At 68.9% G+C, this 19,158-nt stretch carries 24 protein-coding genes, 2 tRNA genes and 1 riboswitch; of the genes, 10 read left to right on the top strand and 16 right to left on the bottom strand.

All coding sequences use genetic code 11. The features are described 5' to 3' along the window. Positions 1 to 154: 154 nt before the first annotated feature. Positions 155 to 811: a single-stranded DNA-binding protein gene (locus AB4Y94_RS14155; protein WP_441728502.1), complete on the bottom strand. Its 657-nt coding sequence runs from the start codon at positions 809 to 811 to the stop codon at positions 155 to 157. A gap of 205 nt (positions 812 to 1,016) precedes the next feature. Between AB4Y94_RS14155 and AB4Y94_RS14150 the strand changes: the two genes are divergently transcribed. The 4 genes from AB4Y94_RS14150 (at position 1,017) to AB4Y94_RS14135 (ending at position 4,107) form a co-directional block, all read left to right on the top strand. Next, the gene (locus tag AB4Y94_RS14150; RefSeq protein ID WP_441728501.1) at positions 1,017 to 2,021 is read left to right on the top strand and encodes an aldo/keto reductase; all 1,005 of its coding nucleotides are present in this window, start codon (positions 1,017 to 1,019) and stop codon (positions 2,019 to 2,021) included. Between the two features lie 3 nt (positions 2,022 to 2,024). Next, positions 2,025 to 2,984 carry an EamA family transporter gene (locus AB4Y94_RS14145; RefSeq protein ID WP_441728500.1) on the top strand — a complete coding sequence of 320 codons (960 nt, stop codon included), beginning with the start codon at positions 2,025 to 2,027 and terminating at the stop codon, positions 2,982 to 2,984. Positions 2,985 to 3,060: 76 nt separating this feature from the next. Next, on the top strand, positions 3,061 to 3,297 hold the full coding sequence (locus AB4Y94_RS14140) for a hypothetical protein (RefSeq protein ID WP_441728498.1): 237 nt from the start codon (positions 3,061 to 3,063) through the stop codon (positions 3,295 to 3,297). A 75-nt stretch (positions 3,298 to 3,372) separates the two neighbouring features. Beyond that, positions 3,373 to 4,107, top strand: a complete 735-nt coding sequence (locus AB4Y94_RS14135; protein ID WP_441728496.1) for a hypothetical protein — start codon at positions 3,373 to 3,375, stop codon at positions 4,105 to 4,107. A 34-nt stretch (positions 4,108 to 4,141) separates the two neighbouring features. Here the strand turns inward: AB4Y94_RS14135 and nadE are convergent, their stop codons facing one another. The 3 genes from nadE to AB4Y94_RS14120 form a co-directional block, all read right to left on the bottom strand. Beyond that, positions 4,142 to 4,963: an ammonia-dependent NAD(+) synthetase gene (gene nadE, locus AB4Y94_RS14130; RefSeq protein ID WP_441728495.1), complete on the bottom strand. Its 822-nt coding sequence runs from the start codon at positions 4,961 to 4,963 to the stop codon at positions 4,142 to 4,144. 30 nt (positions 4,964 to 4,993) lie between these two features. Further along, positions 4,994 to 5,066 (bottom strand) — tRNA-Arg (locus tag AB4Y94_RS14125). A gap of 73 nt (positions 5,067 to 5,139) precedes the next feature. Beyond that, a complete protein-coding gene (locus AB4Y94_RS14120; protein WP_441728493.1) occupies positions 5,140 to 5,400 on the bottom strand; it encodes a thioredoxin family protein in 261 nt (86 codons plus the stop codon). Positions 5,401 to 5,467: 67 nt separating this feature from the next. On the opposite strand from AB4Y94_RS14120, the gene orn reads away from it, so the two are divergent. The 4 genes from orn (at position 5,468) to AB4Y94_RS14100 (ending at position 7,876) form a co-directional block, all read left to right on the top strand. Next, positions 5,468 to 6,088: an oligoribonuclease gene (gene orn, locus AB4Y94_RS14115; protein WP_441728491.1), complete on the top strand. Its 621-nt coding sequence runs from the start codon at positions 5,468 to 5,470 to the stop codon at positions 6,086 to 6,088. Between the two features lie 46 nt (positions 6,089 to 6,134). Continuing rightward, a tRNA-His gene (locus AB4Y94_RS14110) sits at positions 6,135 to 6,210 on the top strand. 35 nt (positions 6,211 to 6,245) lie between these two features. Further along, positions 6,246 to 6,596 (top strand): metallopeptidase family protein, encoded by a 351-nt coding sequence (locus tag AB4Y94_RS14105; protein ID WP_441728490.1) that lies wholly within the window; start codon positions 6,246 to 6,248, stop codon positions 6,594 to 6,596. Positions 6,597 to 6,619: 23 nt separating this feature from the next. Continuing rightward, the gene (locus tag AB4Y94_RS14100) at positions 6,620 to 7,876 is read left to right on the top strand and encodes a D-alanyl-D-alanine carboxypeptidase family protein (RefSeq protein ID WP_441728489.1); all 1,257 of its coding nucleotides are present in this window, start codon (positions 6,620 to 6,622) and stop codon (positions 7,874 to 7,876) included. A 24-nt stretch (positions 7,877 to 7,900) separates the two neighbouring features. Here AB4Y94_RS14100 and AB4Y94_RS14095 read toward each other — a convergent pair whose 3' ends face one another. From AB4Y94_RS14095 to AB4Y94_RS14075, 5 genes are read right to left on the bottom strand one after another with little or no spacing between them, the layout of a single operon-like run. Next, complete coding sequence (locus tag AB4Y94_RS14095) at positions 7,901 to 8,173, bottom strand: hypothetical protein (RefSeq protein ID WP_441728488.1); 273 nt, start codon at positions 8,171 to 8,173, stop codon at positions 7,901 to 7,903. Between the two features lie 9 nt (positions 8,174 to 8,182). Then, a complete protein-coding gene (locus AB4Y94_RS14090) occupies positions 8,183 to 8,782 on the bottom strand; it encodes an ATP-binding protein (protein WP_441728487.1) in 600 nt (199 codons plus the stop codon). Further along, on the bottom strand, positions 8,769 to 9,551 hold the full coding sequence (locus tag AB4Y94_RS14085; protein WP_441728486.1) for an energy-coupling factor transporter transmembrane component T family protein: 783 nt from the start codon (positions 9,549 to 9,551) through the stop codon (positions 8,769 to 8,771). The genes AB4Y94_RS14090 and AB4Y94_RS14085 overlap by 14 nt, the downstream gene beginning before the upstream one ends. After that, positions 9,548 to 11,131, bottom strand: coding sequence for an ABC transporter ATP-binding protein (locus tag AB4Y94_RS14080; protein ID WP_441728485.1), 1,584 nt, complete (start codon positions 11,129 to 11,131; stop codon positions 9,548 to 9,550). Before AB4Y94_RS14080 ends, AB4Y94_RS14085 begins: the two co-directional genes overlap by 4 nt. Before the next feature lie 11 nt (positions 11,132 to 11,142). After that, positions 11,143 to 11,778, bottom strand: coding sequence for an ECF transporter S component (locus AB4Y94_RS14075; protein WP_441728484.1), 636 nt, complete (start codon positions 11,776 to 11,778; stop codon positions 11,143 to 11,145). Between the two features lie 31 nt (positions 11,779 to 11,809). Then, positions 11,810 to 11,919, bottom strand: a riboswitch (TPP riboswitch). A gap of 54 nt (positions 11,920 to 11,973) precedes the next feature. Here AB4Y94_RS14075 and AB4Y94_RS14070 point away from each other — a divergent pair. Then, complete coding sequence (locus AB4Y94_RS14070) at positions 11,974 to 12,162, top strand: hypothetical protein (protein ID WP_441728482.1); 189 nt, start codon at positions 11,974 to 11,976, stop codon at positions 12,160 to 12,162. A 34-nt stretch (positions 12,163 to 12,196) separates the two neighbouring features. Here the strand turns inward: AB4Y94_RS14070 and AB4Y94_RS14065 are convergent, their stop codons facing one another. The 3 genes from AB4Y94_RS14065 to AB4Y94_RS14055 are packed head-to-tail and all read right to left on the bottom strand — an operon-like array spanning position 12,197 to position 14,283. After that, positions 12,197 to 12,529 (bottom strand): spore germination protein GerW family protein, encoded by a 333-nt coding sequence (locus AB4Y94_RS14065; RefSeq protein ID WP_441728480.1) that lies wholly within the window; start codon positions 12,527 to 12,529, stop codon positions 12,197 to 12,199. Between the two features lie 45 nt (positions 12,530 to 12,574). Beyond that, on the bottom strand, positions 12,575 to 13,834 hold the full coding sequence (locus tag AB4Y94_RS14060; RefSeq protein ID WP_441728479.1) for a DNA polymerase IV: 1,260 nt from the start codon (positions 13,832 to 13,834) through the stop codon (positions 12,575 to 12,577). After that, positions 13,831 to 14,283: a pyrimidine dimer DNA glycosylase/endonuclease V gene (locus AB4Y94_RS14055; RefSeq protein WP_441728477.1), complete on the bottom strand. Its 453-nt coding sequence runs from the start codon at positions 14,281 to 14,283 to the stop codon at positions 13,831 to 13,833. Before AB4Y94_RS14055 ends, AB4Y94_RS14060 begins: the two co-directional genes overlap by 4 nt. 64 nt (positions 14,284 to 14,347) lie before the next feature. Here AB4Y94_RS14055 and AB4Y94_RS14050 point away from each other — a divergent pair, with 64 nt between their 5' ends. Continuing rightward, the gene (locus tag AB4Y94_RS14050; RefSeq protein ID WP_441728476.1) at positions 14,348 to 14,665 is read left to right on the top strand and encodes a CHY zinc finger protein; all 318 of its coding nucleotides are present in this window, start codon (positions 14,348 to 14,350) and stop codon (positions 14,663 to 14,665) included. On the opposite strand, the gene AB4Y94_RS14045 is transcribed toward AB4Y94_RS14050, so the two are convergent. The 4 genes from AB4Y94_RS14045 to gatA are packed head-to-tail and all read right to left on the bottom strand — an operon-like array spanning position 14,662 to position 19,150. Beyond that, the gene (locus AB4Y94_RS14045) at positions 14,662 to 15,771 is read right to left on the bottom strand and encodes a VIT1/CCC1 transporter family protein (RefSeq protein WP_441728475.1); all 1,110 of its coding nucleotides are present in this window, start codon (positions 15,769 to 15,771) and stop codon (positions 14,662 to 14,664) included. The two genes, AB4Y94_RS14050 and AB4Y94_RS14045, sit on opposite strands and share 4 nt — an antisense overlap. Then, the gene (locus tag AB4Y94_RS14040; RefSeq protein WP_441728474.1) at positions 15,768 to 16,094 is read right to left on the bottom strand and encodes a hypothetical protein; all 327 of its coding nucleotides are present in this window, start codon (positions 16,092 to 16,094) and stop codon (positions 15,768 to 15,770) included. Before AB4Y94_RS14040 ends, AB4Y94_RS14045 begins: the two co-directional genes overlap by 4 nt. 3 nt (positions 16,095 to 16,097) lie before the next feature. Beyond that, positions 16,098 to 17,603 carry an Asp-tRNA(Asn)/Glu-tRNA(Gln) amidotransferase subunit GatB gene (gene gatB, locus AB4Y94_RS14035; RefSeq protein ID WP_441728473.1) on the bottom strand — a complete coding sequence of 502 codons (1,506 nt, stop codon included), beginning with the start codon at positions 17,601 to 17,603 and terminating at the stop codon, positions 16,098 to 16,100. Then, the gene (gene gatA / locus AB4Y94_RS14030; RefSeq protein ID WP_441728472.1) at positions 17,603 to 19,150 is read right to left on the bottom strand and encodes an Asp-tRNA(Asn)/Glu-tRNA(Gln) amidotransferase subunit GatA; all 1,548 of its coding nucleotides are present in this window, start codon (positions 19,148 to 19,150) and stop codon (positions 17,603 to 17,605) included. The genes gatB and gatA overlap by 1 nt, the downstream gene beginning before the upstream one ends. Positions 19,151 to 19,158 lie beyond the last annotated feature (8 nt).

The raw sequence follows: 19,158 nt of genomic DNA, 5'->3' as shown, positions 1-19,158 counted from the left end.
GCCCCGTTGATCGGTGTGCTTCTGTCGACCGTTCCGACACGCTGGTCCTCCCCCGCCGCCGTGCGGCAGCACCTGTGGTTGATCTGGTCGCGGGTCGCGCCTCGGACCCGCCGCCTGTCGGCCGCCGTCCGTGGGCCAGTCCGCTGAGCCAGTCCTATGAGTCTAGGGTCGCCATCCCGGTCTCCGATTCGGGCAGGAACCCGTCAGCGGATGCCTGGTACGGATCCTCGGGGACGGGGTCTGCCAGATCGGCCGGTACGCCTGCATCATCCGGGCCGCCCAGTTCCGCGGCCGACCATCCCCCTGGGCTCCGATCAGGGTTCGCCATCCAGTCCGCCGGGCTGGCCGCAGGTTCCGCCGCCAGGGACCCCCCGGCAGCCCGGTCGTCACCGGTCGGGCGAGCCCCGAACTCCTCGGGGTCATACTGGCCGGCCGCGTCCTGCAGTCGGGCGCGGGGCGCGTTGCGCGCGAACGACGTCGTGCACCAGAACAAGTCGTGCCCGATCGCATCAGCTTCGACGTCCATCGTGGTTCCCTTCCTCTCGTCGCTCTCCCAGTTCCGCACATGGAGGCGTCCGGTGACCAGCACGTGTTCGCCCTTCCGGAGCGAGGCCGCCGTGTTGTAGGCCAGGTGGCGAAACGCCTTCACGGTGTACCAGTTGGTTTCACCATCAACCCAGCCCTTTTTTTCCTTGTCGAACCGGCGATTGCCGGACGCCAGGCGGAACGAGGTGATCGCCAGCCCGTCGCTGGTGATGCGGTGATACGGTTCGCTGGCAACGATGCCCGTCAATGTCGTCATGTCACTCATCTGATCTGCTCCCTGCGCTGTCTCCGGCCGCCGGCGGTCGCCGACGCGTGCAGTCCGGAAGCGACCGCTCGTGCCAGAGGACGGTCGCTCCCGGTTCCACATACAGGAGTGTGAGGCGGCAAAGCGGCGCGTGGGACGGCGCTCGACAGATCGGTGGACAACTCCCGCAGAAGGCCACTTGTGGAGGAGGTCCTAGAGTGACTTCATGACCTTCGTCGCCACCGAAAACCGCTATGACTCCATGCCGTACCGACGCACCGGCAGAAGCGGGCTGTTACTGCCCTCGCTGTCGCTCGGCCTCTGGCACAACTTCGGCCACGAACGCACCATTGACACCCAGCGCGCGATACTCCGGCGGGCGTTCGACCTGGGAGTCACGCACTTCGACCTGGCGAACAACTACGGGCCACCCCCGGGGTCGGCAGAAACCAATTTCGGGCGCATCTTCGCCGAGGACTTCCGGCCATACCGCGATGAACTCATCATCTCCAGCAAGGCCGGCTACGACATGTGGCCAGGGCCGTACGGCGAGTGGGGCTCCCGCAAGTACATGCTCTCGTCGTTGGACGCGAGCCTCTGCCGCCTGGGCCTCGACTACGTCGACATCTTCTACTCCCACCGGCCCGATCCGTCCACACCGATCGAGGAGACCATGGGCGCGCTGGCCACCGCGGTGCACCAGGGCAAGGCGCTCTACGTCGGCATCTCGAACTACGACCCGGCGCAGACCCGGGCCGCCGCCGCGGCATTGGCCGAGCACAAGGTTCCCCTGCTCATCCACCAGCCCCGGTACTCGATGTTCGACCGGCATATCGAAGACGGCCTGTTCCCGGTGCTGGACGAGCTCGGCGTCGGCAGCATCGTCTTCTCACCGCTGGCCCAGGGCCTCCTGACCGACCGCTACCTCGGCGGCACCGTTCCGTCCGATTCCCGAGTGGCCACCAGCCGGTTCTTGAACGAAGAAGACCTCAGCGCCACCTACCTGGCACGCGCACGGGCGTTGAACGACATTGCCGCTTCGCGGCACCAGTCCCTCGCCCAGCTCGCCGTGACCTGGATCCTCAGACAGGAGTCCGTGACATCCGTCCTGGTCGGCGCCTCGAGTGTGGCGCAACTGGAACAGACCATCGGCGCACTCGACGCCCCGCCGCTGGACGAGGGCGAGATCGCGTCGATCGAGCCGTACGCGGTGCACGGCACCGCACACTGACCGGTGGGCTACCTCTTTGCGCTGATCGCCTCCCTGCTGTTCGGCCTCAACGGCAGCACCACGAAGGTGGTCATCGAAGCCGGAATCTCCCCGGCGCAGTTGACGTTCATTCGCGTCACCGTGATCGCGGTCATGGCCGGGATCGTGCTGCTGGTCAGCAACCGCGCGGCGTTCCGCATCGACAGACGGCAGATCCTGGTGATGGCGGTCCTGGGAATCGCCGGCGTTGCCCTGATCCAGTGGTTCTACGCGATCGCCATCAGCCTGTTGCCGGTCGGCATCGCCCTGATGCTCGAGTACGGCGGCGTGCTGCTCGTCGCCCTTGCCGCCCGTTTCATCTTCAAGGAGAGGGTGAAGGCACGGATCTGGGTCGCGATCGGCGCCGTCCTGGTCGGCATGGCCGTCGTCGCGCAGGTCTGGGCCAGCACACTCAACGCGCTGGGCGTGCTCGCCGGGATCCTCGCCGCGATCTGCCTCGCCGTCTACTTCCTGATCGGCGAGCGGCAGGTCCAGTCGACGTCCGCCCTGGCGGTGTCATTCTGGTCGATGCTGTTCGCCAGCGCCTTCTGGCTCGTCTTCAGCGGCTGGTGGAACATCCAGCCGGCCGTTCTGGGCCGGCAGACGAGCCTCGGCGGCAACCTGGCCGACTTGTCCTTCCCGCTCTGGTCCGTCCTGCTGTGGAACGGTGTCCTCGGCTCATTCGCCCCCTACCTGTTGTCGTATCTGGCGCTGGGCCGGCTGAAAGCCACCGCGGCGGGAATCGTGTCGTCCTCTGAGGTCATTTTCGCCTTCCTCTTCGCCTTCCTCTGGCTCGGTGAAATGCTCGACCTGGTGCAGGCCGTGGGTGCAGCGATCGTTCTGGTCGGCATTGTCCTGGCGCAGACATCACGCGCCGACAAGGTCATCGACCTGGACCTGGCCAGCCAGGACCTGACCGGTCCGAAAGTGTCCCTCACCAGCTGACCCAGCCGAATGTCGGTGGCCCCGATTAGCGTGAAAGCATCACCAACGCGCACCGGCTGACATCACGGAGGACCACATGAGCGCACTGCCCACTCTCGTTCGCACCACCGCCTTCCACGGGCCCAACCTGGTGCCGGTGAAAGACGGCCTGTGGCGGGTGACCGGGCGGTCGGGCGCGGTGCTGGGCCACATCGAGCGACGAGCGGATGCCGACGGCGACCGTTTCGCAGCCCGGCGGTTGATCGCGGCCACCCGCACCATCGACCTCGGCGTGTTCTGGAAGATCGATGACGCGGCCGACTGCTTTCGCTGACCGATTTTTCGGTCCAGGCGTGGCGCGCCGTCCGCCCTGCCGGTGAACCCGAGCCGGCGGAGGTAAGTTCGGCACATGCAGTGGTGGAATAGCTTCGTAAACTGGCTCACAGACGCCGACACGCTTCCGTTTGTCTACGGTGCGATCGTGCTTGTCGTTTCCCTCGTCGTGGGCAGCGTGCTCGCCGCGTGGATCTCCCGCGGCGCGATCCGCGGCCTGATCGACCAGCGCGACAGGGAGGTGAAGGCCGCCGCGATCGGCGCCCTCATCGACGCCGCAACCGAGGCATCCGTGTGGAATTCGCTCACCCCGCAGGAACAGGTGATGGCCGACCGCGCTGTCGGCCAGGCAGACATCCAGGTGCGCCTGCTTCCGATCCGCGGCGCCGGTACTGCGGCGAACTGGGCCGCCCACCAGCTTGCCGAGTTCAAACGCACGTCCGCGACGTTCGGCTACCAGCTCGAACCGGCGGTGCACGAGTTCCGTGATCGCCTCATCGAGTGGCAGAACAAGCCCTCCCGGGCGCGGAAGATCTTCCAGTCAGACCTCGAACGCTGGGGCACGCAGAGTGCCGCACCGGAATCGGGATTGTTGGCGGAGCAGGACGCCTGGGTGGCGCAGCAGCACCACGACCAGTTCTCAGCGCCCGAGGCCCGTCCCTTCCCCGCCGCACCCGCGCCGGTTCCTTCCAGTCCCGCGTCGGCCACCGCGCCGTCGACCGAGACGCAGCGCCTGCTGGATGACGTTCAGGCGCTCGAGGTGCGCCCGGCGAGCACCGGCAACCACACCGCGGCCGTCAACACGCTGTAGTCCAACGCCCAGACGCACGGGAAGGTGCCAGGGGTCAGCGCCACCAGTCGTCTGCGGGTGACACCGGCAGGTTTCGCTTGTGCCGGGTGGCCAGGTAGCGCTTCTCGATCGCCTCGGCGACGTCGGCGTCGATGTCTCCGCCCTCCAGGTAGTCGTCGATGTCCTGGTAGCTCAGGCCGAGATTCGCCTCGTCGGTCTGGCCGGGGTTGTCGTCGAGAAGGTCCGCCGTCGGGAGCTTGAGGTAGAGCCGCTCCGGGGCGCCCAGTTCGACCAACATGGCCCGGCCCTGCCGCTTGGTGAGCCCGGACAGCGGCAGGATGTCCGCCCCGCCGTCCCCGAACTTGGTGTAGAAACCGGTGACCGCCTCCGCGGCGTGATCGGTGCCCACCACGAGCAACCGGTCGTCACCGGCGATGGCGTACTGCGCGACCATACGCTCCCTGGCTTTCACGTTCCCCTTGTCGAAATCACGGAGCTTCTCGCCGGTGCTGTCGCCGAATTCCGCCTCAACCCCGTCGACGGCCCGTTTGATGTTGAACGTGAGGGCCTGATGGGGCTTGATGAAGTCCAGGGCGAGGTGGGCGTCGTCCTCATCGCTCTGCCGGCCGTACGGCAGCCGCACCGCCACGAAGCGGGCGGTGACGCCATCCTGCGTCAGCTCTTCGACCGCGAGCTGGCAGAGCCGGCCGGCCAACGTGGAGTCCTGGCCGCCGCTGATTCCAAGCACCAGGCCCCTGGCGCCGGAGCTGCGCAGGTAGTCGGTGAGGAAACCGACGCGGCTGGCCACTTCGGCGGCGGGTTCGATCGTGGGTGCCACGTTGAGTTCCGCGATGATTCGCGCCTGAAGGTCTCGCATACAGGCAATCTATCAAGCGGATGCACCGGGTGCCCCCGGTAGGAATCGAACCTACGACAAGCGGATTAGAAGGCCGCTGCTCTATCCACTGAGCTACGGGGGCGGGCTGAGCGGTTCCACGATACCGCAGACCAGGGTACGGCTCCGGTCAGCACGAACGGTCCCGGCGCATCCGCTCAGACGGCCTTGGCCGCCGCGACCAGCACCTGGGCCAGCGTCGGGACTCCGACGGCGCGGAACACCTCGGTGCCGGCGTCGTCGGCCACGATCACGGTGGGCGTGAAGCGGATGCCGTTCGCCTCAGCCTTGTCAGTGTCGCGGGCCACATCGTACTCACGCACGGTGGCCTGGGGAACCAGTCGTTTCACTTCGGCGAGGACAGCGCGGGTCTGGATGCACGGCTCGCAGAATGAGGACGAGAACAGGGTCAGTTCCATGGTTCTTCCAGTCTACGGACGGTTCGCCGCGGCGGGCGCTGTCCGAGCCCACCGATAGACTCGCCCCATGACAAACAGCAGTGACCGGTTGGTGTGGATCGATTGCGAAATGACCGGCCTGGACTTGGATTCAGACGAGCTGGTCGAGATCGCGGTGGTGATCACCGACTACGACCTCAACCTGGTCGATCCCGGCATCGACATCGTGATCAAGCCCGACCCCTCGGCGCTCGAGCACATGGGTGACTTCGTGCGCGAGATGCACACCACGAGCGGGTTGATCGAAGAGATCCCGAACGGCGTGAGCGTGGCCGAGGCCGAGTATGAGGTGCTCGAGTACCTCCTCAAGTTTATCCCGGCCGACCAGAAAGCGCCGTTGGCCGGCAACTCCATCGGCACCGACCGTGCATTCCTGTCGAAGTTCATGCCCCGGCTGGACACCCACCTGCACTACCGCAACGTCGACGTCTCGTCGATCAAGGAACTCGCCCGCCGGTGGTACCCCCGTGCGTACTTCAACTCCCCGCCGAAGGATGGTGGACACCGCGCGCTCGCGGACATCCTCGAATCGATTCGGGAGCTCGCGTACTACCGCCAGACGGTGTTCGTGGCCGACCCGGGGCCCACAAGCGAGGAAGCAAAAACTGTTTCAGCGGACGTTGTGAACAACTTCGGGCCGTTGGTGTAATAGTATTCTTGAGTTGCCTTCGTCCGAGAGGACGGAGACGCACATGGTGGGTATAGCTCAGTTGGTAGAGCGCCTGGTTGTGGTCCAGGAGGTCGCGGGTTCAAGCCCCGTTACTCACCCCAATGAAAACAGCGACAACGGATGCCCGGTCTGACTGATGCTGGACATGGACACCGCCGAGTTCGACCGCCTGGTCGTTGACGAACTCGATCTTCTGCCCGACGACATGGTCGACGGCCTCGACAACGTGATCTTCGTGGTCGAGGATCGACCGGAAAACGGCACCCTCGACACGCTGGGCCTCTACGACGGCATCGCACTCACCGAGCGCAGCCAGTACGGGTTCGGCGAAATGCCCGACCGCATCATCCTCTTCCGGGAGCCACTGCTGGCGATCTGCGACACAGTCGACGACCTGCGGGAGGAGATCCACGTGACCCTGGTGCACGAAATCGCCCACTTTTACGGGATTGACGACGACAGGCTGCACGAGCTCGGCTGGGCCTGACCTCCCCCGGGTTAGCCTGAGGCATGAGCAGATTCCGGCCCGGCCGATTCTTCGGCGTGACGGCCGGCGCACTGGCGATCCTCGCCCTCGGGGTGTACGGACCGGCCACCCTTCTCGGACCACTCCCGGTGGTGCGCGCCACGATACTCACCCCGGCCGCTGCACCGGCGAACCCGTCACCTCCGGCATTGCCGTCGACCGGAGCGAGCGCGGTGATCCCGCTTGAAACGGCCGGCCGAACCGATGCCGCGCCACTCGCGGTCGCCGGAAACGCGGACCCGATGCCGATGGCATCCGCTGCCAAGCTGGTGACCGCCCTGGTCGTGCTCGACGCCAAGCCACTCGAGACCGGGCGCACCGGGCCGTCGATGACGATCACTGCCGAGGACTACCAGGGCTATCTCGACTACGCGAACGAGGACGCTCGGACAGTGGCCGTGTTCCAGGGTGAGACCTGGACCGAGCGGGAACTGCTGCAGGCGCTGATCCTCGGCTCCAGCAACAACCACGCCGACACCATCGCCCGATGGGCGTTCGGATCGATGGGCGCCTACCTCGACGCGGCAGCGGCCTGGCTGGCCGAGCACAAGCTCACCGGAACCCACGTCGCGGACGCCAACGGCCTTCACGACGCCAGCGCCGGCACCGCGCCCGACCTGGCCCGGCTGGCCGGGATCGCCATCACCACACCGGCGATAGCAGAACTGCTCGCCAATCCGTCTTCCGCCCTGGCCGACCGGCGCGGCGTGGAGAACACTACCGCCTACCTGCCGGAGCTCGGCCTCACCGGGATCTCGCGCAGTTACACCGATGCGGCGGGGGTCTGTTTCCTCTTCACCGGCCAGGTCGGCGAGGGTGATGGTGCGTATCGCTTCGCCGGCGCCCTGCTCGGCGAACCCGACTACGACACGCTCAGCGCCGACCTCACTGCCCTGATGGAGAGTGCCGTCGCCGGTGTGCACAACCTCGACGTGCTGAGCGAAGGCGACGCTTTCGTGCGCTTCGAATCGGCGTGGGGCCAGACGGCCAACGGGGTCGTTGGAGTGTCGAAGAGCCGTTACGGCTGGCAGGCCGCGGGTGCGACGGATGCCGACGTGCACCTGGAACCGTTCAGCACCCGGGGCGGCGGATCACCGGTTGGCCGCGTCGCGGTCACCGCGGCAGGCGACTCGGTGTCGTCGGCACTGGTCCTCGACCGTGGGATCAGCGACCCCGGGCCGGGATGGCGGTTGCTGAACCCGGTTCCGGTGATCAGCGCGTGGATCGACTCAGGGCACTGAACGTGGCCCGCTGACCGGGACGGTTCAGAGCTCGTCGAGCTTCTGGTCGTCGTCCGAGGCAGCTGGATCGCTGTCCGGTGCGTCGAAGGCATAGCGGACGTGCAGTTCTCCCTGCACCTCACGGCTGTCGACCTCGTTGTACCAGAACACCGATTCCATGCTCTCGACCGCGGCCATCATGCTGATCTGCGGCTCGTGCCTGCCCTTGACCAGGGCACGGGTCTCGGTGCGGCCTTCGAACGGGCCGTCGATGAACTCGGCCAGGTATACGCTTCCGCGGGAATCAGGACTTGTCATGGCTCCAACCTAGCCCGGCTCGCCCGAAAACAGGCGGACGGTCGCCCAGCGCTCCGGGTCCTCGCGAACAACGTAGGCGTCCCACTCCCGCTGCCACTGGTCCCAGTGCCGGCCGAACGTGTCGCCGTCGCGAGCCAGCGCCCGGCGTTTGCGGAGCCCGTCAGGCGCGCCCAGCCAGACCCTCACATCGCTCAATTCGGCGTTCGCGGCAGCGAGCGCGCCGCAGCCCTCGACGATGAGGGGCCGGTCTGGCACCACCTGATTCCACTCCGCCGGTTGCTGCGCCGCCCAGTCGTAGCGTTGCCACGCCGCCGGGTCGCCGTCGTGACGCGGGCGAAGCACGCACCCGGTGAGGTGCCGCGCGGCGGCGTCAAGGCCGTCCCAGCCCGGGTAGACGTCGTCCAGCCGCACCAGCTGTGGGCGTTCCCCGGTCGGCCACGCGGCCGCGATGGCGTCGGCGAGGGTGCTCTTGCCCGCTCCGCTCGGGCCGTCGATGAGGACCACCGCGCCCCTGCCGGGCGCCGGCACGTCCATCGAAGCGAGCGCGTCGAGTACCGGCGCCAGCAGCGCTGCAGTGTGAGGCGCCGGTTGCCACTCAGCCGAGGACAAAGTTCCAGTTCCCGGTCATCACGGACACCACGACCGCGAGCGCGGCGATCAGGAGCCCGAGCGCCAGCAGCGCCCATTCGCGCCCGCCGAACGGTGACGGCCTGGCCCAGGTGCGTTCGCCGGGCGCCCCGAATCCCCGCGCCTCCATCGCCGTGGCCAGCTTGCTCCCCCGCCTCACCGACAGCACCAGCAACGCGAACGCCTGCCCGCCGAACCGCCGCACGAGGCCGCCGTCGGCGACTCCCCTGGCGCGCCGGGCCGCCTCGAGGGCTCTCCAGTCGTCGAGGAACAACCCGACCAGGCGGAGACCCGCCAGCCCGCCGAGCACGAAACGGGCCGGCAGCCGGACGACCTGGCCGAGCCCGTCCGCCAGGTCGGTCGGGTCGACGGTGACGAAGAGCACGACCGCCGGGAGCCCGATCGCGAGGATCCTGAGCGTCGTGGCGACGGCGAGGGAGATGGATCCGTCGGTGACGTGGATCAGCCCGAACGACACGTATTCGGTGCCGCTGGCTTGCCCGTAGAGGAGCGTGGTAACCCCCGCCGCCGGAGCGGAGATCCAGATCGGCGCGGTGCGCACCAGGAAGGTGCGCACGGACAGACCCGCGAACAGGAAGAGCACGGCTTCACAGGCGAGGGCGACCGCAGCCGACACCCAGTCGATCGTGAGCACCATCACCGCCGCGAGCAGCAGGGAGGCGCCGAGCTTCGCGACCGGGTTGATCGAGTGGATCATGTGCTCAGTGCGTGCGGGAGCCAGGATGGTCACGGCGCCGCCTCCCGCGCCGCTGCCATGGTGAACTCCCGGTCGGCCAGCGCGTCGACGAAGTCACGGTCGTGGGAGACGGCGATGATCGCTGTGCCGTCGGAAGCGACCCCCGCCAGCAGCGCCACGACGTCCTGCCAGGTGCGGAAGTCCTGGCCGAATGTCGGTTCGTCAAGGACCAGCAACCGCGGCCGGCTGGCCAGGACGGTTGCCACCGACAACCGTCGCTTCTCCCCTCCGGAGAGGGTGAACGGGTTCGCTTCGGCGAGGTGGTCCAGGCGCAGCCGGGCCAACAGCGCGTCGACTCGGTCGTCCACCTCCCGGTCGGCGAGCTTCAGCGCGCGCGGGCCGATGGCGAGTTCGGTGCGCACACTGCCGGCCAGGAACTGATGCTCAGGGTCCTGGAAGACGGTTCCGATGCGGCTGAGCAGCTGCCGGGAGGACCAGGAGATCGGCTCTGCGGCGGCGCCGTCGGCCAGCACCCCCCCGGCACGCACACGGCCGGCAGCGGGCTTCAACAGGCCGGCCACGGTCAGCGCGAGCGTGGACTTGCCCGCCCCGTTCGGCCCGGTCACGGCCAGGACCTCGCCGGCGCCGACGGCGAGGTCGATTCCGGCTGCCACAATGGGCTTCCGTGGCCGCGCGACCGCGAGCCGTTCGGTCAGGAGGAACGCTTCGCGGACATCCGCTGTCACACCGCTGTCCGGCCGTCCGGCCGCTCGCGGCAGGCCAGGGAGAGCACCCGGCACCCACACCCCCGCCGCCGCGAGCTCGTCGGCGTGCGCGGTGAGCACCTCTGCGGGCGGCCCGTCGGCGAGAAGTCCTCTGCCGGGGGCGAGGACGATCACCCGGTCGACCAGGTCCTGCCAGACCGACACCCGGTGTTCGATCACGATGAAGGAGGCGCTGGTGTGGGCCAGGACGCGGGCAACGGATGCGCGCACGTCGCGCACCCCGTCGGGGTCCAGGTTCGCTGTCGGTTCGTCCAACAGGAGGAGGCCGGGCTGCATGGCCAGCACACCGGCCAGGGCCAGGCGTTGCTTCTGGCCCCCGGAGAGCGCCGAGGTGGGGTGCGAGACCGGAAGGCCGAGCCCCACCATGTCGAGGGCGTCGTTCACCCGGCGCCAGATGTCGTCGCGGGGTACTCCCAGGTTCTCGCAGCCGAACGCGACGTCGTCGCCGACCCTGGCCAGGATCACCTGCGAGTCCGGATCCTGCAGCACCAGTCCGGCCTGCCCGCGCACGACGCGCGGGTCCCCACCGTTCACCCGCAGGCTTCCCCGTTCCTCGCCCTCGTCGTCGCCGCCGAGCACTCCGGCCAGGGCGTGGATGAGGGTGGACTTTCCCGACCCCGACGCGCCGAGCAGCATGACCCGCTCCCCCGGCTCGATGTGAACGTCGAGCCCGGCGACGGCCCAGGACGCCCGCCCGGCGTGCCGCCAGCCCCAGTTCTCGGCGCGCACCGCCACGCCGCCGCCGGTGCCGCGGTCGGACACCGGTCGCTGTACCGCGACGGGTGGCGGCGCCGACGGCAGGGCGGTGGCAGGGCCGCGTTCCGGCGCGCTCTGGTCGGGGCGGGACATCGGAGTGCGGCTCAGACCCTCGTCGCGACGTCGCGGCCGGCCGCGAACCGGCTGAGCGCCCCGGTGCGGGCGAGGCCGCGCATTGCCAACCAGGACAGCAGTCCGGCCAGGACGATCCCGGAGACGATGGCGGAGACGACGTAGATCGTCGCGAACTCGCTCGCCGATCCGGGGTACCAGAGGACCAGGTCGTTGATCGCCAGGGCGAGTCCGGCCACCGCTCCGGCGGCCAGGGCCACGACCAGGCGATAGTTGCGGTACAGGAACAGGGCGAAGACGATTTCGGCGCCCAGGCCCTGCACCACGCCGGAGACCAGCGTCAGGGCGGCCCACTGGTTGCCGACCAGGGTGGAGATGACGGCAGCGAGCAACTCGGTGTAGATGGCGGCGCCGGGTTTCCTGATGATCAATCCACCGAGCACCCCGGCGAACAGCCAGCCGCCGCCGAGGAGCGCCTGCAGGCCCGGAAGCACCGGCGACAGCACCGCGCTGAGCGGGTTGGACGCCTGGTTCCAGACCACGAAGACGAGGCCGCTGGCCACGCCGATGACACTGGCGATGACGATGTCGACGACGCGCCAGCGATAGCTGCGCGAGCCGGTGGGCGCCGCCGCGTCGGACGGACGGGAAGTGATGATGGTGTGCATGTCGTGCCCTTTCACGTGAAACGGGGCACGGGTACGAGATGATCTGCCTCCCTGCGCTGGCATGATCCAGATCAGGTTCGACGGTCGAAGCTTGAGAAGCTTCCTCTCAGCCCGGCTCACCGGACTCCCGTGTTCGCTCTCATCATACCGCCGCGGCGGGCGCGGACTGGTCCGCGTCAGCCCTAGACTCCCCCTGTGAGCATCGTCGTCCCGCTGGTCCTCGCGGCGCTCATGCTGGTGTTGCTGCGACGGTTCATCCTCCGCCGGCGGCGGATGCGACGGGGACTGCCGGTGCGGGGGCCGTATCACTTCCCGCGCTGGGTGCGTGAGCTCCGCATCCCCTGGCGGCGGCTCTGGCGGCGGATCCGAGGCACCCGGCCGTAGGACAGCCGGGTTCGTCCGGTTCAGTTCGTGCGGCTCAGCTCTTGAATGCCCGGATGATCCGGGCCAGCGCCTTCCCTGCCACCCAGACGAACGGGATCCCGACGGCGAGCAACGAGACCAGGTTGGGATCGAAGCGCACGGTCCCGCCGGACTTGACGTACGCACCGACCGGGATCGACATGCCGCCCCCACCGCCGCCGCCCATTTCGGCGTCTCCGCCGGTCTCATCGCCGCCACCGCCGAACCCGTACTGGACGTACGCAACCGGGATGATGGTGACACCGTCGATCTCCACCGGGTCGCCGTAGGCCGACTTGACGCCGAACGACCGGGTGGCTTCTGCGAGTTTCAGGGCGATGTTAGTCATGACGCACAGGCTACTCGCCTCCCGCGGCCCGGGACCCGCGCCGGCCTATTTTTCGCCCGGCCCGGGCGCATCGCCCAGCTTCGGCCGTGGCTTCCCCGCTCGCAGCAGCGATGCCGGCCCCACCACGCCGCGGCCGAACCTGGCCGACACCTCGTCGACCGCGAGTTCCGCCTCCCGCCAGTCGTCATCCGGGTCCCACAGCCCCAGCCCGAGTCCATCGCCGTCGCCGAGCTGTTCCATTCGCACCCCGATCAACCGCACTCGGATCCCCGAGGCAGCCAGCGTCTCGAAGCTCGACACGGCTTCGTCGTAGATCCTTCGCCCCACGTTGGTGGGCTCCGGGAGGGTCCGCGACCGGGTGACCGTGCTGAAGTCGGCGTAACGGAGCTTCAGCACGACCGTGCGTCCCATGATGCCGCTACGGCGGAGACGGGCGCCCACCTGGTCGGACAGCCGGAGGATCTCGCTGCGCAACCGGGCGGTATCCGTCACGTCGTGTTCGAAGGTGACCTCGTGGCCCACGCTCTTCTCCTCGCGCTCCAGCGTCACGGAGCGCGGGTCCCGCCCCCAGGCCAGCTCATAGAGCTTGCGGGATGTGGCATCGCCGAGCGCCCGCTGCAGCACCGGCAACGGCGTGGTGGCGACGTCGCCGATGGTGCGGAGCCCGAGCCGGGCCAGCGACTCCTCGGTCGTCTTGCCGACGCCCCAGAGCCCCGTCACCGGCAACGGATGCAGGAAGTCGACGGTGCCGTCCGCCGGCACCACCAGCAGCCCGTTCGGCTTGGCCCGGCTGGAGGCCAGTTTCGCCACGAACTTCGTCGACGCCGCCCCCACCGAACAGGTGAGGCCGGTCTCGGCCTCGACCCGGCGGCGGATGAGCGCACCGATCACGGCCGGCGAGCCGTGCACCCGGCGCGCGCCCGCAACGTCGAGGAACGCCTCGTCGATACTGAGCGGTTCGACCAGGGGCGTCATGTCGTTGAAGATGCCCAACACCAGCCGGGAGTATGCGGTGTACCGCTCGTAGTGCGGCTCGAGCACGATCGCCGCGGGGCAACGCCGCAGCGCGATCGACATCGGCATCGCTGAGTTCACCCCGTAGCGACGTGCCACGTAGTTGGCAGCGGTGACCACCGACCGGCCCGAGCGGTGGCCGACGACGACCGGCTTGCCCTGCAATTCCGGGTAGTCGAGCAGTTCGACCGAGGCGAAGAAGGCATCCATGCCGATGTGGAGGATGGTGGCCGAACTGTCGTCGACCTCGCTGGTCGACACCTGCCGACCGCGGCCGTCCTGCTTGCTCATGGTGCCACCGCGCCGCGCGGCCGCTCCCACACCGCGATCGGGCCGTCCACGAGGGTGAACAGCGGATGCGGGTCTGGGGACGACACAGACTCCCACCTCTTCGCGATGTCCGGGCTCCGCAGGGCGAGTTTGCCGCCGAGGTGTGCCCACTCGTACGCCAGCTGCCCACGGGCGAGCGGGATGCGCTGCACCTCGGCTCGCGGGTCAGCCGCGATCTTGTCGTGGCTGAAGGTGTAGCCCCGCGCATCCGCCTCGGCGAGGTAGGCGGCGAGAAAGTGCGCCATGGCCGTCAGCGGTTCGTCGTGTTCGGTGAACCGGAGCAGTTGCGGGTGCTTGCTGTAACCGCGTCCGGGCGCCACCAGCACCGACTGCGCCAGCAGTGCCTCACGCCAACCGGCGATGAGCGCCTGCCGGTCCAGGTAGCGCGGATGAATCGACCACAGTCTCACCCCCCGAGTCTAATTTGGATCCGTCTGGGCGCGTCTGGGCGCCGGTGCCCTAAGTTGGACTGCGATGCAGGTACACGGCAACACCATCGACGACCAGACGCGCTGCGTGCACTACGGCGGCCCGACGGACGTCGTCGCCATCAAGTTCGTCTGTTGTGACCGCTACTACCCGTGCTTCCAGTGCCACCTCGAGTCCGAAGCCCATGAGGCCCGGCAGTGGCCGCGGTCGCGGTGGGCGGAGGCGGCGGTACTCTGCGGCGTCTGCGGAGGCGAGATGACGGTCACCGAGTACCGTTCAGTCGATCGTTGCCCAGGCTGTACTGCGTTGTTCAACGGCGGATGCCGGCTGCACGCCCACCTGTACTTCGAGCCCGAGGATTAGCCGAGGCTGGTGCCGAACAGCAACCCGAGCAGGTAGGTGACAGCGGCGGCGCCAAATCCGATCACCAGCTGCCGCAGTGCGCGGCGGAGGGGCGGTGCCCCGGAGAGCAGCCCCACCACGGCTCCGGTGGCCAGCAGGGCCAGGCCCACCAGGACCGCGGCGACGATGATCGCGGCGAGGCCGGTCAGCCCCACGAGGTACGGCAGCACCGGAAGGAGGGCGCCGGAGGCGAAGAAGCAGAAGCTGGAGATGGCTGCGCTCAGGCCGGTTCCCACCGCCTCATGCTCGTCGACGACCTCCCCGTCGGCAGCGCCATCGACCTGCACCTTCAATGAGCCCGTCGCCACGGCGAGGGTGCGGAGCACCTCGGCGGCGCGCGCCTCTGCCTCTTCGGCGCCCATGCCGCGGGCGCGGTAGACCAGGGTCAGTTCGTTCGCGCCCAGGTCGAGGTGCGGGAGGGCGCTCTGGGCGGCAGGGTTCGGCGTCGAGGCCTCCAGCAGTTCGCGCTGGGACCGAACCGACACGTACTCGCCCGCCCCCATGGACAGTGCCCCGGCCAGGAGCCCCGCGATGCCGGTGAACAGGATCGTGGCCGCCGGCACCCCGGTGGCGCCGATGCCGAGCACCAGGGCCAGGTTGCTCACCAGCCCGTCGTTGACGCCGAACACCGCCGCACGGAACGTGCCGGAGAGCCGTTTGCGGCCGCGCGCGGCGAGGCCGCGCACCACCTCCTCGTGGATGCGCTCATCGGCCGCCATGGCATCCGTGGCGTCGGCGTCGCCCTCGTACGGCGATCGTGCCTCAGCCCGCTGGGCCAGGGCGAGCACGAACACCGACCCGAACCGGCGCGCCAGCCAGCCGAGCAACCGGGTGCGGACGGCGCCGCGGCGCGGGGTGCCGGTCTGGTCGCCCAGGAGATCACGCCAGTGCGCCTCATGGCGGCCTTCTGCCTCGGCCAGCGCAAGCAGGATCTCCCGCTCCTCGCCTGCCCTGCGGCCGGCGAGGTCACGGTAGACCGCGGCCTCTGCGCGCTCGTCCGCCAGGTACTGCCGCCATCGGCGGACTTGCGCGGCGGTCGGCGCGCGGGTCGGGTCCGGGGCGCTCATGCCTCTGGTGCGATTTCGAGGCGGCTCTGGGGAACAAGGGCGGACAGGTGCGGGCCGGAACCGTCCAGACCGACGAACGGCTCGTCGAACTGAACCTGCCACACCGCTTCACGCGGGGCCGCCGGCGCGTACAGCTGAGAGCCGACTGATTCGCCCGGCGCCACGATGACGCCGACCGGGTCTACGCTCAGGAGCTCCTCGACGGCGGAATCGGGATCGCCGCTCCGCTCCAGCCGGACGATGACCTGCACTCCGATGCCGTAGCCGGCCCGGCCGGCGTCCGACTCGTTCTTGTCGGCCGCCCGGCTGCGCTTCCAGATCATGGCCTAGTCCACCGTCCCGGCACGCTCGAGGACGAGTTCCCGCACCCGGGCGGCATCGGCTTGGCCGCGCATGGCTTTCATGACCGCTCCGATGACGGCGCCGGCCGCCTGCACCCTGCCGTCACGGATCTTAGCGAGCACGTCGGGCTGGGCGGCGAGTGCTTCGTCGATGGCGGCGACGAGCATGCCGTCGTCGGAGACGACGGCGAGGCCGCGCTTCTCGACCACTTCGGTGGGGGTCCCCTCGCCCGCGATGACGCCTTCCAGGACCTGTCGCGCCAGCCGGTCGGTCAGGGTCCCGGCTTCGACCAGCTCGATCAGTGCTGCCACCTGAAGCGGCTGGATCAGCGAGTCTGAGGCGACGCCCTGGGCGTTCGCCAGGCGGGCGATCTCGCCGGTCCACCACTTGCGGGCGGACTGGGGTGACGCGCCGCCGGCGACGGTTGCCTCGATCGCGTCGAGCAGGTCGGAGTTCACGACGTCCTGGAATTCCAGGTTCGCGAATCCCCAGTCGGCCTGCAGGCGCTTGCGGCGCGCCGCGGGAGGCTCCGGCAGGGTGGCGCGGAGCTCCTCGACCCACTCGCGCGACGGGGCCATCGGCACCAGGTCGGGTTCGGGGAAGTACCGGTAGTCGTCGGCGTCCGACTTGGGGCGTCCGGCGGAGGTGGTGCCGGTGTCCTCGTGCCAGTGCCGGGTCTCCTGCGTGATCGTTCCGCCGGCGGACAGCAGTGCGGCTTGGCGCTGGATCTCGTACCGTACGGCGCGTTCGACCGAGCGAAGCGAGTTGACGTTCTTGGTCTCGGTGCGGGTGCCGAGCACGTTGGAACCGCGCGGGCGCAGTGACACATTCGCGTCGCAGCGCACGTTGCCCTCTTCCATGCGCGCGTTCGACACACCGAGCGCCTTGACGATCTCCCGCACCGCGGCCACGTAGGTCTTCGCGATCTCGGGCGAGTCGGCCTCGCCGCCCTCGATCATCCGGGTGACGATTTCCACCAGCGGCACCCCGCCGCGGTTGTAGTCGACGAGCGAATACTCGGCACCCTGGATGCGGCCGGTGGCGCCACCCTTGTGGGTGAGCTTGCCGGCGTCGTCCTCCATGTGCGCGCGTTCGATCTGCACGGTCACCTGCCGGCCGCTGGCCAGTTCGATGGTGAGTTCGCCGTCGAAGGCGATCGGTTCGTCGTACTGCGAGGTCTGGAAGTTCTTCGCGGTGTCGGGGTAGAAGTAGTTCTTTCGTGCGAACCGCGAGTATTCGGCGATCTCGCAGCCCAGGGCCAGGCCCAGGCGGATGCTCGACTCGATGGCCTGCTGGTTCACCTGCGGAAGGCCGCCCGGAAGTCCGAGGCAGGTGGGGCAGGTGTTGGTGTTCGCGCCCTGGCCGAATTCATTGGCGCAGCCGCAGAACATCTTGGTCTTGGTGTTCAGTTCGACGTGCACTTCGAAACCGAGCACCGGCTCGTACAGCTCCAAGGCCTTGTCGTAGTCCATCAGGCTCACTTTCGCCATCAGAGCGCTCCTTCTTCGCTTGCGAACATTTCGGTGGGGGTGAGCGCGGGCGCCTGGCTGAGCAGGGTGTGGCCCCACTGGGCTTCGAGCAGGCGTTCCACGGCCGTGCCGAAGGTGTACAGGCGGGCGTCCTGGCCGGCCGGTGCCATCACCTGCAGGCCGACCGGGAGGCCGTCCTCCGGTGCCAGTCCCATCGGCAGTCCCATGCCGGGAACGCCGGCGAGGTTCGCCGGGATAGTGGTGATGTCGTTGAGGTACATGGCCATCGGGTCTTCGAGCTTCTCACCGAACTTGAACGCCGTGGTGGGAGCGCTCGGGGAGACCAGCACGTCGACCTTCGCGAATGCGGCCGCGAAGTCGCGCTGGATCAGGGTGCGCACCTTCTGGGCGCTCCCGTAGTAGGCGTCGTAGTAACCGGCGGAGAGGGCGTAGGTGCCGAGGATGATACGGCGTTTGACCTCCGGCCCGAAGCCGGCCTCGCGGGTGGCGGCCATCACGCGTTCACTGGTGAGCGGTCCGTCGGCGGGGTTGACCCTGATGCCGAAGCGCACCGAGTCGAACCGGGCCAGGTTGCTGGACGCCTCGGCGGGGAGGATCAGGTAGTAGGCGGCGACGGAGTACTCGAAGTTGGGGGCGCTCACCTCGCTGATCTCCGCCCCGGCGGCGGCCAGGAGCGCCAGCGTCTCATCGAAGCGCTGCTTGACTCCGGCCTGGAAGCCGGCGCCGTTCAGCTCCTTCACCACGCCGACGCGCACGCCCTTCAGCGCCCCGTCGGCGAGACCGGCGTGGGCGGCGGCGGTCATCGACGGCCAGGCATCCGTCAGCGACGTGGAGTCGAGCGGGTCGTGGCCGCCGATCACGTCGTGCAGCATCGCGGCGTCGAGGACGTTCCGGGAGACCGGGCCGACCTGGTCGAGGGAGGAGGCCAACGCGATGGCGCCGTATCGGGAGACGCCGCCGTAGGTCGGCTTGACGCCGACCGATCCGGTGACGGCGGCCGGCTGGCGGATGGAGCCGCCGGTGTCGCTGCCAAGGGCCAGCGGCGCCTCGAAGGAGGCGACGGCTGCGGCAGAACCGCCGCCGGAGCCGCCGGGGATGCGGTCCTGGTCCCATGGGTTGCGGGTGGGCCCGTAGGCGGAGTGCTCGGTGGATGAGCCCATCGCGAACTCGTCCATGTTGGTCTTGCCGAGCGGGATCAGGTCGGCCTCGCGGAGCTTCCGCACCACGGTGGCGTCGTACGGCGGGATCCAGCCTTCGAGGATCTTCGAGCCGGACGTGGACGGCATGTCCTTGGTGGCCAGCACGTCCTTGATGGCGATCGGCACCCCGGCCAGCGGGCCGAGGGCCTCGCCTGCGGCGCGGCGGGCGTCGACCCGGGCGGCGGTGGCGAGTGCGGCATCCTTGGCCACATGCAGGAACGCGTGCAGGTCGGTGTCGACGGCGTGGATGTGGTCGAGGTGGGCGCGCGTGACCTCGACGGAGCTGACGGTGCGGTCGGCCAGGAGGCCGGCCAAGGTGGCGGCGGGGAGGGTGATCAGGTCAGTCATATGGGCTC

The sequence above is a fragment of the Glaciibacter sp. 2TAF33 genome, assembly GCF_052114945.1.
Lineage (GTDB): Bacteria > Actinomycetota > Actinomycetes > Actinomycetales > Microbacteriaceae > Cryobacterium.
This window is presented reverse-complemented; position numbering and strand designations above follow the sequence as displayed.

Bases quoted from the DNA above. Each gene is read 5' to 3' on its own strand.
- AB4Y94_RS14080 (WP_441728485.1), bottom strand. From the start codon at position 11,131: ATGTCCCGCCCCGACCAGAGCGCGCCGGAACGCGGCCCTGCCACCGCC.
- AB4Y94_RS14150 (WP_441728501.1), top strand. From the start codon at position 1,017: ATGACCTTCGTCGCCACCGAAAACCGCTATGACTCCATGCCGTACCGA.
- AB4Y94_RS14075 (WP_441728484.1), bottom strand. From the start codon at position 11,778: ATGCACACCATCATCACTTCCCGTCCGTCCGACGCGGCGGCGCCCACC.
- AB4Y94_RS14100 (WP_441728489.1), top strand. From the start codon at position 6,620: ATGAGCAGATTCCGGCCCGGCCGATTCTTCGGCGTGACGGCCGGCGCA.
- AB4Y94_RS14155 (WP_441728502.1), bottom strand. From the start codon at position 811: ATGAGTGACATGACGACATTGACGGGCATCGTTGCCAGCGAACCGTAT.
- AB4Y94_RS14105 (WP_441728490.1), top strand. From the start codon at position 6,246: ATGCTGGACATGGACACCGCCGAGTTCGACCGCCTGGTCGTTGACGAA.
- AB4Y94_RS14135 (WP_441728496.1), top strand. From the start codon at position 3,373: ATGCAGTGGTGGAATAGCTTCGTAAACTGGCTCACAGACGCCGACACG.
- AB4Y94_RS14140 (WP_441728498.1), top strand. From the start codon at position 3,061: ATGAGCGCACTGCCCACTCTCGTTCGCACCACCGCCTTCCACGGGCCC.
- AB4Y94_RS14095 (WP_441728488.1), bottom strand. From the start codon at position 8,173: ATGACAAGTCCTGATTCCCGCGGAAGCGTATACCTGGCCGAGTTCATC.
- AB4Y94_RS14040 (WP_441728474.1), bottom strand. From the start codon at position 16,094: ATGATCTGGAAGCGCAGCCGGGCGGCCGACAAGAACGAGTCGGACGCC.
- AB4Y94_RS14045 (WP_441728475.1), bottom strand. From the start codon at position 15,771: ATGAGCGCCCCGGACCCGACCCGCGCGCCGACCGCCGCGCAAGTCCGC.
- AB4Y94_RS14065 (WP_441728480.1), bottom strand. From the start codon at position 12,529: ATGACTAACATCGCCCTGAAACTCGCAGAAGCCACCCGGTCGTTCGGC.
- orn (WP_441728491.1), top strand. From the start codon at position 5,468: ATGACAAACAGCAGTGACCGGTTGGTGTGGATCGATTGCGAAATGACC.
- AB4Y94_RS14120 (WP_441728493.1), bottom strand. From the start codon at position 5,400: ATGGAACTGACCCTGTTCTCGTCCTCATTCTGCGAGCCGTGCATCCAG.
- AB4Y94_RS14050 (WP_441728476.1), top strand. From the start codon at position 14,348: ATGCAGGTACACGGCAACACCATCGACGACCAGACGCGCTGCGTGCAC.
- nadE (WP_441728495.1), bottom strand. From the start codon at position 4,963: ATGCGAGACCTTCAGGCGCGAATCATCGCGGAACTCAACGTGGCACCC.
- AB4Y94_RS14060 (WP_441728479.1), bottom strand. From the start codon at position 13,834: ATGAGCAAGCAGGACGGCCGCGGTCGGCAGGTGTCGACCAGCGAGGTC.
- gatB (WP_441728473.1), bottom strand. From the start codon at position 17,603: ATGGCGAAAGTGAGCCTGATGGACTACGACAAGGCCTTGGAGCTGTAC.
- gatA (WP_441728472.1), bottom strand. From the start codon at position 19,150: ATGACTGACCTGATCACCCTCCCCGCCGCCACCTTGGCCGGCCTCCTG.